This window comes from Fluviicola taffensis DSM 16823 (genome assembly GCF_943372375.1).
Lineage (GTDB): Bacteria > Bacteroidota > Bacteroidia > Flavobacteriales_D > Crocinitomicaceae > Fluviicola > Fluviicola taffensis_A.
In genome coordinates this window covers 1-12,403 of record NZ_CALRYJ010000005.1, presented here as the reverse complement: position 1 = coordinate 12,403, position 12,403 = coordinate 1, and the positions used below count along the sequence as shown (strand labels likewise).

At 36.9% G+C, this 12,403-nt stretch carries 8 protein-coding genes and 1 pseudogene; 3 read left to right on the top strand and 6 right to left on the bottom strand.

What is annotated here, in order from left to right:
* Positions 1–193 precede the first annotated feature (193 nt).
* Entirely contained in the window at positions 194–1,165 is a 972-nt protein-coding gene (locus AAG807_RS08855) for a DUF4476 domain-containing protein (RefSeq protein ID WP_341902550.1), read from the top strand.
* Positions 1,166–1,396: 231 nt separating this feature from the next.
* Here AAG807_RS08855 and AAG807_RS08850 read toward each other — a convergent pair whose 3' ends face one another.
* The 6 genes from AAG807_RS08850 to AAG807_RS08825 all read right to left on the bottom strand — a co-directional run bounded on the left by AAG807_RS08850 (position 1,397) and on the right by AAG807_RS08825 (position 10,211).
* On the bottom strand, positions 1,397–3,676 hold the full coding sequence (locus AAG807_RS08850; RefSeq protein ID WP_341902547.1) for a cation:proton antiporter: 2,280 nt from the start codon (positions 3,674–3,676) through the stop codon (positions 1,397–1,399).
* Positions 3,677–3,776: 100 nt separating this feature from the next.
* Positions 3,777–4,499, bottom strand: coding sequence for a response regulator transcription factor (locus AAG807_RS08845; protein WP_341902544.1), 723 nt, complete (start codon positions 4,497–4,499; stop codon positions 3,777–3,779).
* Complete coding sequence (locus AAG807_RS08840; protein WP_341902540.1) at positions 4,492–5,217, bottom strand: histidine kinase; 726 nt, start codon at positions 5,215–5,217, stop codon at positions 4,492–4,494. Before AAG807_RS08840 ends, AAG807_RS08845 begins: the two co-directional genes overlap by 8 nt.
* Positions 5,218–5,257: 40 nt before the next feature.
* Positions 5,258–6,391: a lactonase family protein gene (locus AAG807_RS08835; RefSeq protein WP_341902537.1), complete on the bottom strand. Its 1,134-nt coding sequence runs from the start codon at positions 6,389–6,391 to the stop codon at positions 5,258–5,260.
* Between the two features lie 161 nt (positions 6,392–6,552).
* Complete coding sequence (locus tag AAG807_RS08830; RefSeq protein ID WP_341902535.1) at positions 6,553–7,239, bottom strand: hypothetical protein; 687 nt, start codon at positions 7,237–7,239, stop codon at positions 6,553–6,555.
* The gene (locus tag AAG807_RS08825) at positions 7,239–10,211 is read right to left on the bottom strand and encodes an N-6 DNA methylase (RefSeq protein ID WP_341902534.1); all 2,973 of its coding nucleotides are present in this window, start codon (positions 10,209–10,211) and stop codon (positions 7,239–7,241) included. Before AAG807_RS08825 ends, AAG807_RS08830 begins: the two co-directional genes overlap by 1 nt.
* A 325-nt stretch (positions 10,212–10,536) precedes the next feature.
* Here AAG807_RS08825 and metK point away from each other — a divergent pair, with 325 nt between their 5' ends.
* Both metK and AAG807_RS08815 read left to right on the top strand, forming a co-directional pair.
* The gene (gene metK / locus AAG807_RS08820; protein WP_341902532.1) at positions 10,537–11,817 is read left to right on the top strand and encodes a methionine adenosyltransferase; all 1,281 of its coding nucleotides are present in this window, start codon (positions 10,537–10,539) and stop codon (positions 11,815–11,817) included.
* A gap of 273 nt (positions 11,818–12,090) precedes the next feature.
* A pseudogene (locus tag AAG807_RS08815) lies at positions 12,091–12,403 on the top strand (hypothetical protein); the annotation flags it as partial.

Sequence of the window (12,403 nt, the reverse complement as noted above, 5' to 3'; positions counted from 1 at the left end):
TTTTTGTGATTTGTCGGTTTGAATTAAAAAAACTTGTTTTTTTAACGCTTTAAAGTAATTCCGGGTTAGAGTTGTTGGATACCAAAATGCTTCTTATTTTTACGTTTGTATTGATTCAGAAACCATTTTTAATCCTGTAAAAGGCTTTGGCATCGTTTTTGAAATGCACTTGAAAAATTTAAAAATCGTTACTATGAAACAGTTATTTACACTATTTATCTTATTATTTATTTCACAGTTGTCCAATGCGCAACAGAATACCAATCTGGTTTTCTTCTCTGAGCAGGGTCAACAATTTTATGTCATATTGAATGGAATTCAGCAAAATGTGAATCCTGAAACGAATGTGAGAGTTACAAATCTGATTCAACCTTATTACAAAGTAAAAGTGAAATTTACGGATGGAATTACTCCGGATATTGATAAGACATTGAACTTCAACCCGGGAACAGAAACTACTTATACTATCAAAAGCAGCAATAAAGGAGAGACTGTTTTGAGATGGATGAGTGAAGTTCCAATTGCTGAGGCTCCAAGACCTATGGGAGGTCAGAATGTAATCGTTTATCACGATACACCTCTGGCAACCACAGTTACTCAGACAACGGTTATTTCGAATACCACTACAAATCCAACGAATTCGGATCAGATGAATGTGGGAATCAATGTGAATGATCCAATGACCGGTGGAGCAAACATTAACATGAACATCAATGTGAATGAAACGGGAATGAACACCCAAACTCAGAGTACTACAACAACGACGTATTCTTCCACAACGACAACTTCCGGGAATGTCGGAACGGTTGGAACTGTGCAACAATCAGGTTATGTGATGCCTGGTTACAACGGGAATGTTGGTTGTAACGGATATCCAATGAGCGAATCTCGTTTCAATGAAGTGGTTCAGTCAATCGAAGCTAAAAGTTTTGATGATTCCAAATTAACAATGGCGAAGCAAGTGATTAATACAAACTGTATGACAAGCAATCAGGTAAAGCGTTTGATGTTGTTGTTCAGTTTTGAAGATACACGTTTGGACTTGGCGAAATATGCATACGGTTATACACACGATATCGGAAATTATTATCAATTGAATGATGCATTCACATTCGAATCCAGCATTGAAGAATTGAATACCTATACAAGCGGTTTCAGAAGATAAGAATCACTTGGAGGAAATTTAAAATCCCATCTGTCAGCTGACGGATGGGATTTTTTTATTCGGTTTACTGGATGTGTGAAGATCAAAGTTGAGGAAAATACCCTTCAGACCTATTCGATTTGATGTTTAAAAAGTCTTATCTCTGAGCTTTCCCGTCTTTTCAGACGGAACCTCAGTCTTCGTCCGCCACGGCGGACTCTCCTCTAATATTCCATGCTTTTTAATCAACAATTATGGTTTTAGAATAAGTACTGAAGGGGTATTTGTTAGCCATAGGCTTTGTGTTTCAACTGCTTTTCGCCAACTGTCGTGACTGATCAACATCAAGTCTTGTTGACTCATGAATTCCTTGTCCAAACGAGGTTCTGTTTGCAGGGAAATGTGATTCGGGGCCACTTGTTCAATCATGCGAATAGATTCTTTCAATTCCGGATGTGTTTTTACAATTCCGGAAGAATCGATAATCGTTACCCGCGCATTGCTATGATGAATCAGTTTTTGAGCATAAACCAATAAGAAGCTGTCGTGAATGGAGAAAATAGGCAAGAACACATTTTCTACTTTTTCCAGGTCCTTATCGATTACGATACCAATTGGCAATTTGGCATTTTTGATCAATTGACGTGTTCGTTCATCAAAAACGGTGTTTTCAAACAAGGGTTCTTTACCTGTAATGGTTTCGTATAAGCGTTCCGGATTGATCAATTTCGTTGTAAATCCAAGAATTCTTCCAAGAAGGGATCCTTCAAAAACAGAGCTTCCGATCCCGATCAGCAACAAATCAAAGTTTCCTGCATTGGACGTGTCCGTAATCTCTTTGTCAATATCCACCGTTGGTTTGAACAAAGTGACTACCGGCATATGCAATTTCTGCGATTCTTCTGTGATCGGAGCAAAGCTTTCCCGCTCGTATGCTTCTGCCTTGAACTGGTTCAGATCAGTACTCAAAGAAACGTGTAAAGCGGTTACGTTTGCATTTTCAGGCGATTTCCGGATAAAGCTGTTTGCTAGCCTCAAGAGGGTTCTTCCTCTTTCCGGACTCCCGAACGAAAGTAGGATCGAATATTTCGTTGACAGTTTTTGACTGTCCTGGATTTCTTCGTCAGATTTCTTTTCAGGCATGATCCAGTTGATCAGGTCTAGCATTGGTCCGGTCATGAATGTGGTAATCAATGCCATGATCACCAACATGGCGAAAATCTCATCGGAAAGAACTCCCAGATCATATCCGATATTCAGAACGATCAATTCCATCAAACCACGTGTATTCATCAAGGCTCCAATGATCAGACTGTCTCTCCAGGATTGTCCCACAAATTTTGCTGCGAGCGCTGAACCCAGAAATTTTCCGGTTACCGCCACTGCAATGATGATGAAGGCGATTAACCACAAGTGCCAATCATTCAGCAAACCTATTTGAGTTCGTAGTCCTGTGAAAACAAAGAATAATGGAAGCAATAAGAGGACGGAAACATCTTCAATTTTTTCAATAAAGATCTTTCTGAAATTAATATTTGAAGGCATGATCACACCAGCTAGAAATGCTCCGAATAATGCGTGAATTCCGATTACTTCCGTTGCAAAAGCAGAAATCAATAAGGTGATGAAGAAAATGGCAACAACCGGTTTACTCAAACTTTCCTTGTTCGAATGCTTATCTCCCAATCGTTTCAAGAAAGGTTGAACGATCTTCAACATCAGGAATACATAAGCAATCGCCATGATAATGATATAGATCGCACTCAGGACAGAACCTGCCTTAACGATAGCTATCACTCCAGCTAGGATACACCAGGCGGTAATATCGTCTGCCGCCGCACAGGTAATGACAATGGATCCCAATTTGGTTTTACTTAAGCCTCGTTCCTGAACAATACGCGCCAGAACAGGGAAGGCGGTGATACTCATTGAGATTCCAATAAATAAAGCGAAAGACAGGAAGTTGACATTTGCAGGAGCGAATTCCGTATAGATAAAGTAGGCCAAGCTAACACCCAGAGTGAATGGGAAGATAATGCTCGCGTGACTAATCACTACCGCATCATTCGCTTTGTTTTTCAAGGTTTTCAATTCCAATTCCATCCCTACGACAAACATGAACAGGATCAATCCGATCTGACTTAGGAACTTGAGGTTATCTAGCGATTTTTCAGGGAAAACAAAATGAGAGAATTCAGGGAAATACATTCCGATAAAAGATGGTCCCAGGAAAATACCAGCAATGATTTCACCAATGACGGAAGGCTGACCGATTTTCTTACAGAAAAATCCGAAGATGCGCGCAACGACAATAATCGTTACGATTTGGAGAAGCAGAATTGCCAAAGGATGCGTCAGGTTATGGTAATACGTTTCAGTGAATTGTTGCCAGGTAGATGCCGTAGCCTCCGGTTTGAAAGTCGTTACTTTTCCTGTTTCCAAAGGTTTCCCCGAAAGGATCACACCAAAAATGATAGCGGCAAAACCACCAATCGTTAGAATGTAAAACAAGAGATTTCTGAGATTACGCATAGCTTAAATTTTGGAGCAAAAGTAAGCTTGTAGCTAGTAAAGTAATTACGACCTTTTTAAGAATGTACTGAAAGATGTTTTAATTGTACCAAGTGCGTTTTCACCGCAAATTGAATGCTTCAACAAATGCTTTTTTGTAGTTTTCACTCAAGGTGAATTCGACGTATTTTCCGTCCTTATTCCGGATTTTACTCCATACCACATCGCCTTGATAACCCTGAATGAATTCCCTGGAAAGCAATTCTGATTTTGAAATACGGATGAATGATTGCAGATCCAGTTCCTGTAGGAGTTGATCGAAGGATTTGTTTTTGACCACCAGTTCATCGCCATTTTCCAAAAGCATCAATTTGTCTCTTCGGTCGTAAGTGTCGGTTGAGAAACTGACAATGGTTGACAATTGGATGGTGAATTTCCCTTTATTCGTATTGACTGTCCAGGTAGCTTGTTTTTTGGCTTGGTTGATGCGGGTTCGTACTTTTTCAATGGCACGTTCCAAACGCTCACGTTGAACCGGTTTTCTCAGGTAATCAATGGCTTCGATATCAAATGCATCAGCTGCATATTCGTTATGGGCAGTCGTGAAAATGATTGGTTTGGAATGCAGTTTTTCAGCCACTTCCAATCCGCTGAGATTCGGCATCACGATATCCGAGATACAAAAATCGAATGAAAGATTTGGGACTTCCGCTAGAAAAATAACCGGATTATCAAATGCCTTGACAACTTCCAGGTTTGGAATTCCTTCGCACAACGTTCTCAAATAGCCCAGTGCAAGCAGCTCATCATCCAATAAAACGACTCTAAGGATAGATTTAGCCATTTAATTTCAGTTTGAGACGTGCGTGAAAAAGCGGTTTCTCATTTTTAAACGTGAGTTCATAGGCATTCGGGTAAGCAATTTTCAAACGCTCCTCCAGGTTTTTGATTCCTAATCCGCTGCGCTCTTTTTTCATCGGGACGCTTTCGGAAATGCGGTTGCTGACTTCCAATAAAAATTCGTTGTTCACAATCTCCAAATGAATGGAGATGAACGATTCACTTTTTTGAAAATCCGTATGCTTGAATGCATTCTCAATCAAATCGACTGTTATGAGCGGTAGAATCTTCAGACCACTGATTTTTTCATCGTTCAGATTGATCGTATTCCGAATGCGCAAGTCAAAGAGCGGACTCAACTTCAATCGGTTGATCTCAATGAAATTCGCAGCGAAATCCATTTCTTCCTGTAAGCTCACCAAAGGCTGATCACTTTCATATAAAATGTAATCCAATACTCCGGAAAGCTTGTCCATGGAGTAATAGGTTTGGTATGCGTGAGATTGAATGGAGTTCAGCGCATTCTTAAACAGGTGCGGATTCAGTTTGTAACGAATCATACTCAATTCGCTGGAGTGCGCCATGGTATTCAGTTCCTGGTTCCTGGTCGAAAGGTCGGTATTGGTTTTCCGTGCTTCCTTTAATTTCAAATAAAGAATCCGGCAATAGACCAAGAGTGCTAATGCAATGACGGAGACCACAAAAAATAAAACCAGAATCATAAATCTGGGTCGAAGATACGATTTTTGTAATTTGAAATATTTATTGCCCGTATATCCTCATCTGTAAGCAAGATGGATTCTTGACCGTTATTTCAGTTTGGGTTTTGGTCAAAAGCCCCGTTTTTAAATCGCGTTTAAAGACGATGAGGTTATTGGAAACCTGATTGGCAACAATGAGAAAATTGCCCGTTGGGTCGATTACAAAGTTTCTCGGATTGTCGCCTAAAGTGGATTGATGACCAACGAGTGTCAGCGTTCCGTTTCTCTGGTCGATTGAAAAAATGGAAAGTGTGTTTTCGTGGTCCCATCTGTTGGAAGCATAGAGGAATAGGCCGTCAGGGGAAATGTGAATGTCCGCGCTATTGTAATCTTCCTGCAATTTGGAGTAGGAAAAGATGCGTTGAATTGAGTCCAATTTCCCATTTTCAACCTGGAAAGCCGAAACCATTCCGCTTAATTCTTCCATGCAATAGGCAACTGGTTTGGTTGGGTGGAAAGTGAAATGCCTAGGCCCACTTCCGGGAATTGCAACGAAATCCAATTGTTCGCTTGCTTTTAAGGGCTGTTTTTTAGTCGGATCGAATTCGAAGACGTGAATCTTGTCGGAACCTAAATCGGGAAAGAAGAGGTAGTTGAAATCGGGTGAGAAAACGGTGGCATGAATATGCGCTTTTTCTTGTCGGCGGGTGTTGATGCTGCTTCCTTTAAACGGAATCAACTGGCTGAATGGATTTAAACTTCCATCTGTATTGGTGGAAAAGACAGAAACACTTCCGGCTGTGTAATTCGCATTGATGACAAACTCGTTGTTTTTGCTAGTTGTAACATAAACCGGATTTTCGCCGCCACTTGGTTGTTTGTTCAAAAAAGTCAATGAACCGGAAATGGAATCAAACCGGAAAGCACTCACACTTCCCGCATCGGGCATTTTGGTGTCGGTACACGCATAGATGTAGTTTCCGTTTGGAGAAATAGTCAGGAAAGACGGATTGGTGATGTTGCTTCCATGGCTTACAGGAGTTAAATTGCCTGTTGAAGCATTGAATTCATAAATGTAAATTCCGCTGTCTGGTTTGTCGCCTGTGAAGGTGCCAACAAACAGAACTGTTTTGGTGGATTGGGAAAAGGCAAAATTCACGAGTGCGAAAAAGAGGAATGCTAGCGTTTTGTTCATCATTTTGGGTTGAAGATGCTTTCTTATAAAGAATACTTATGAACTTATCTGACAGGTTGTCCAAAATCTGGGTCAGTTGACTCAAAGGAATCATTGTTTGAAAGATTCTGGTCATTTAAGATAATAATATATTGCACTAAAAAATAGTAACATTCGTAATGTTATATGCACAAATTCACAAAGTAATGATTCAAGTTGATTTTAGTATTGTTGATTTTCTCATTTTCTGAAACGAATTTTGCATATCTCAGGTCTTTAAAACCACAAGTATTCTTCAATAAGTCATTTGAAATCCATTTTAAAGAGGATGTTATTTTGCTGTCAATTAGTTCTTGAATCCAATTGTTAATAGATTTGTGCCAAAACTTCAAGTCTTCATTTTGAACATACCCAATTAAGGCACAATGATCTAAATTTACACCATGGATATTATATTTAAATCTTTCAATACCTCCAGTATATTTGGTTGGGTCGTTGCCTAAAACATATTCCTTCTTTCTGTTATTTGGGATTGAAGTTGACAACCTTTTTGCTTCAATTGTGAAGAAAGGATTGGGATCCGAAAAATGTCTAAACACACCTATATCTACTCGTCTATCAATCCCCTTTGGTTGCTTTTGTTTGGTTTCTGCTTGAAAAATAAAAGTTTGATCTTTTGAAAAATAACTTAGTGTTTTGCCTAGTTGTTCATTTAGATTTTCTTCAGATTCATTTACTTTACCTTTAAAATGCTCTTGAAATTTGGATAAAGTCTCTTCTAAAAAAGTAATTAGATTTTCTTTAATTGTACCCTTCTTTATAGAAGGATTAGGGATGTTAGATACTGAGTTATGGTTATCTTTTAGCATTAGTATCCAGCATTATAAAGATCAACAATAGTTTCATCAGCATCCCTTAACGCAATAGATTGAAGCCAATACCTTAATTCTTTAGGTTTAATTAAATAAATTAAGTCTCCATCATAAATTTTGACAACTCTATTTATTCTATAATTCGTTCCTAGGTTATTATATACAAGTTCTGCAATATGATTTTCAACATCAATTTCGGTTTCCAACATTATGGAAGTACTGTTTCGATTATCATATTCAAATACAGTACAAATGAAGGAATCTGTTTTATAAATGTTTTTTAAAGAATATTTTTTTGATTCTATTTCAAATAATGAATTTAAAACCTCACAAAAGATTTTTCCGAAACTAATTAGCTCTTGTTCAGAGGTTATTTTTAATACTTTTACATTAGTGTCTTTTCCTAAAAATTCCAAACCATATTTTAAAGTGTCGCTAACCAAAATTTCATCGAATTTTGTCAATTCAATATCTTTTTCATTTTCTGGAAAGGGGATGCCTAAAATATCTTTCTGCAATGTTGTTTTGGTTGATCGACTTACTCCACTTCTAGCACTTGTTGATAAAATATAAAATCGATAAATGGAATTACCTTTTATTCGATTAAACACTTTTTTGAGTTCTTCCTTTTCAATTTCGGGAGAGTGAATGCCTATTATTTCATTTTTATATCCTAATGCTGCATCACTAAAAAAAACAGGAATTGAGGTTGAACCAATGTTTTTCTTTATTAATAATAAAGAAGGTTTGAAAATATTTTCATTTCTAGGCCACTGAAAATATTTCGAAGTGTTTTTTCTTGTGTTCTGGATTCCATTTTCAGAAAAATCTTCAGGTTCTACATAATCCAAATTCGTAAGAAAAGAAGCTTCTGAATATCCTCCTTTTTTCTTTTCAAAGTCTGATGCAACTAATTCATCATCATTTTTTCCTTTAATAAACCCGTCTCCATAAATCCATCCGTTCTTCCTTTTCTTGTCAAGAAAATCTTTTAAACTTTGAAAACTAGTTAATCTACTAATAAAGGGCACTAATCTTCCTCCTCCGAGTAAATTGGATTTCCAAACGAAGGGATTATCTATAGCATCAGATTTACCAACTTTGTGGAAATCATAATGATCAATTTCAAAATACTGACGTTCTTTAGCCGTCTTTAATTTTTTAACCGTAATATGATAAATTGGATTTTTATCTGGGACTTTATTCTCTAGAAAAAATGCGGAAACAGCAACATTTTTTTCATTTCCTTTATTTTTGAAAAGAGTATTACTTAAATATGTAAAATCTATTATTTGTGGGATATTGTACTCACTAAATAACCACCTTCTAAAATTTATTGGTTTAGGTGAATTATTATATAATAAAGGACCAGAGGGTAAAATAAATGAAAGTAAGCCTTGCTCTTTTTTCACGAGGTTCATCCCTAGAATAGTAAATAATAATGCACTTTGATTATTGGGGACTTGTTCTATCAAATTCAATTCAGAAACCAAACTATTAATCTTAGTTTCTCTTAATCCATATTCTATAAAAGGCGGATTCCCTATAACTAAATCAAACTTTTTATTTTTATTCACTGGATACCAATCAAAGAAATCTGAGGCTACTACATTTTCACTCAAATTATCAAATCGCAAGTTTTCCCAAATAACTTTTGGAGATAAAATGTCGCACAAAGTCAAACTCAAACTAAAAATGGCTAAATCAACAGCTTCATTGGCAATGTCAATGCCATAGATACTTTCTTTTAGTAGACTTTTTAATTCGTCTAGATTTTCTTTTCCAGGTAAAATCCACTCTCCTGTTTGTTTATAATTTGAAACTCTCCACCAATCAATAATTCGTTTATAAGCAGAGACTAAAAAAATTCCGGAGCCACAGGCTGGATCTAAGATCTTAAAATTCTCTTTTGGTTGATTGATAGGCATACACTCATCTATCATAAAACTAACTAGGTAAGAAGGTGTGTATGCAACTCCTGTAGTATTGTCAGCCTCTAAGAACATTTCGTAAATGCTACTGATTAATTCAATAGGGAGATAATTAAATGAATATAATCTCCAAAAAACAAATTGATTATTATCCAACATTCCTGATAGAAAATCAGCTAATGGAGATAAATCTATTTCTTTTATTTGTTCTTTATATTCCTCCGATAAATAAAAAATCCGACCATTAAAATGATTACTAAGATATTCAAATAGGTTAAGGGTGAATTCGTTTCCTTTTCTTATGGTTTCCGTGAAGTCATTCGACCATCCAAATTTTTCTTGATTGAAAAAATCAGAAGTAAAAACTCTGGTTTCGTTTCCATTTTCATCAATATCAATTCTTTCTTCTAAGTATTTAACTAGAATCCCTAAAACAAGGAGCTTACTTGCGATAACCCTGTCGAGTTTTATTACTTCAAGAAATTGATTTCTTGTGATTTTAAGCTGAGAAATAAGTTTTTCATATGCAGTTTCACTATAACCAAAATCATACTTGGTTTCCTCCCAAAAAGAGCCGTTGTCAAATTTTTTTCCAGAATATTCTTTGTATTTTTTTATGGCTTCTCCTGCAATTTTTAAAGTCTCAAATGGAGATACATATAAATCGCCTCCTTTGAAATGTTCGACTGGCTTAGATGAATTAAAGAATTTTATTTCAGATTTATTAATGACAATGTATAATCGAACTTCCGTACTGCTCCATATGTTTTTATGAATTTCAACTATGTCTCTTTCAGATGAAGTGAAATCAAAAATGTATAATTGGGGTTTAGAAGGTCTTTGTGATTCGGGAAAATTCCTAAAATAAACTGCGTTGGCCCCAACTTTTTTAGCTTTTTCAAGGGAGAGTTTTTGGTAGAAATCGATGCTAGGATTTTCTAACTCAGAAATATGTATTAATCCAAAAGAATCTCCATTAGCATTCATTAACTCAAGTTGAGATAATCCACTAATATATTCTTTTGATTTTACATCCATTTAAATGCTTTTTATTGAAGATACAAAAATGCAAATAATATAATAGAATTTGAGAAGGAAATATACCTTTTTCGTTTACCGTCTTTATTTTCAGGTAAATACTGGTTTTTCGGGATAACAACTATAAAATATCAATTACAGCTCAAATACAACAAAAACAGATTGATTTTGAGTCATTTTGAGCAAGACTGATTAAAATCAAGGACTATTCCACTTGATTAATCTATTAATTTAATAGAATATTAATATCTGTTTTTTCAACATTCGCGAATCAATTTCTTTTTTTTCACTAATTTCGCGACCATAAATTTTATACTCACGGACTATGTCATACTTGTTTACCTCAGAATCTGTTTCTGAAGGTCACCCGGATAAAGTAGCGGATCAAATTTCAGATGCGCTAATCGATAACTTTATGGCTTTCGACCCAACATCGAAAGTCGCTTGCGAAACCTTAGTAACAACAGGGCAAGTTGTCTTGGCTGGTGAGGTAAAAACAAATACGTATTTGGATGTTCAGGCAATTGCCCGCGAAGTGATCCGTAAAATCGGTTACACGAAGTCCGAATACATGTTCGAAGCAAATTCTTGTGGGATTCTTTCTGCAATTCACGATCAGTCTTCCGATATCAATCAGGGAGTTGACCGTAAAGTTTCAAACGATGATTTCGAAGCGAAAGCAGAAGCTCAAGGTGCTGGTGACCAAGGAATGATGTTTGGTTACGCAACGAAAGAAACGGAGAATTACATGCCGTTGGCTTTGGATTTGGCGCACAATATCTTACAGGAATTGTCTAAAATCCGTAACAACGAATCTCATATCATCGGGTATTTGCGTCCGGATGCAAAATCTCAGGTAACGATCGAGTACTCTGATGACAATGTTCCTCAACGTATTGATACGATCGTAGTTTCTACACAGCACGATGATTTCGCTGCTGAAGCGGAGATGTTGAAAAAAATCAACGACGATATCGTGAACATCGTAATTCCTCGTGTGAAAGCGAAATTGAAACCGGAATTGCAAGCGTTGTTCAACGACCAGATCACTTACCATATCAACCCAACAGGGAAATTCGTAATCGGAGGACCTCACGGAGATACGGGATTGACGGGACGTAAGATCATCGTGGATACGTATGGTGGAAAAGGTGCTCACGGTGGTGGTGCTTTCTCCGGAAAAGATCCTTCAAAAGTAGACCGTTCTGCAGCATACGCTACACGTCACATCGCTAAAAACCTGGTTGCAGCTGGATTGTGTGATGAGGTGTTGGTTCAGGTTTCTTATGCGATTGGTGTTGCTAAACCTTGTGGTTTGTTCATCAATACTTACGGGACTTCTAAAGTGACAATGTCTGATGGAGATATCGCTAAGAAATGTGCTGAGATCTTCGACATGCGTCCATACGCTATCGAACAACGTTTGAAATTGAGAAACCCGATTTATTCTGAAACTGCTGCTTACGGACATATGGGACGTAAAAACGAAGTGGTTAAGAAAACATTCACTGCACCGGACGGAACACAAGTGGTGAAAGAAGTTGAATTGTTCACTTGGGAAAAATTGGATTTCGTAGATCAAGTAAAAGCAGCTTTTTCTTTGTAAGAAGTAGCAACCGAATAATAATTAGGAACCCCGAAGCGATGTAATTTGCTTCGGGGTTTTTTGTTACTTTTTGAAGTTATTGTGTTCTATGGTTAACAAAGTCATTTCAGTTGGTTGAATGACGAGTAGCTTTGGTAGTTTGGTGAAATCACATCTGTTTTTGCGGGTGTGATTTTTTTCGTACAATTTTGACGATTTGATAAAATAATCGTACAAATCAGACGATATTTTTGTGTCTTTCGAATTACTGATAACCTGAAACTATTAGCATGAATGAAAGTAAGGATTTTAGAAGTTGATTCGGGTCAGCTTGTTAGCGGAGAAATTAGAGAAGGAGATAAAAAGGAAATACCTTCGTTAGCTGATGGTTGGTCGTTCAATTTCAGTAAACATAGTTTAGTAAAAGGGAAACGAGCATTTATCCTGGTAAAAGAAAATTCTCCAAGCATTATTGAAGGATGTATGATTTTCTCGATTCATGAAACTTTTGGCCCGTTCATGGATTATTTGGAAGTAGCACCTTCTAATTGGGGAAGCAATGGGAAATATAAAGGAGTTGCTGGGTATTTGATTGCGTATGCTTGTA

Coding starts and splice junctions, on each gene's coding strand:
- AAG807_RS08855 (WP_341902550.1), top strand. CDS start 194: ATGAAACAGTTATTTACACTATTTATCTTATTATTTATTTCACAGTTG.
- AAG807_RS08850 (WP_341902547.1), bottom strand. CDS start 3,676: ATGCGTAATCTCAGAAATCTCTTGTTTTACATTCTAACGATTGGTGGT.
- AAG807_RS08845 (WP_341902544.1), bottom strand. CDS start 4,499: ATGGCTAAATCTATCCTTAGAGTCGTTTTATTGGATGATGAGCTGCTT.
- AAG807_RS08840 (WP_341902540.1), bottom strand. CDS start 5,217: ATGATTCTGGTTTTATTTTTTGTGGTCTCCGTCATTGCATTAGCACTC.
- AAG807_RS08835 (WP_341902537.1), bottom strand. CDS start 6,391: ATGAACAAAACGCTAGCATTCCTCTTTTTCGCACTCGTGAATTTTGCC.
- AAG807_RS08830 (WP_341902535.1), bottom strand. CDS start 7,239: ATGCTAAAAGATAACCATAACTCAGTATCTAACATCCCTAATCCTTCT.
- AAG807_RS08825 (WP_341902534.1), bottom strand. CDS start 10,211: ATGGATGTAAAATCAAAAGAATATATTAGTGGATTATCTCAACTTGAG.
- metK (WP_341902532.1), top strand. CDS start 10,537: ATGTCATACTTGTTTACCTCAGAATCTGTTTCTGAAGGTCACCCGGAT.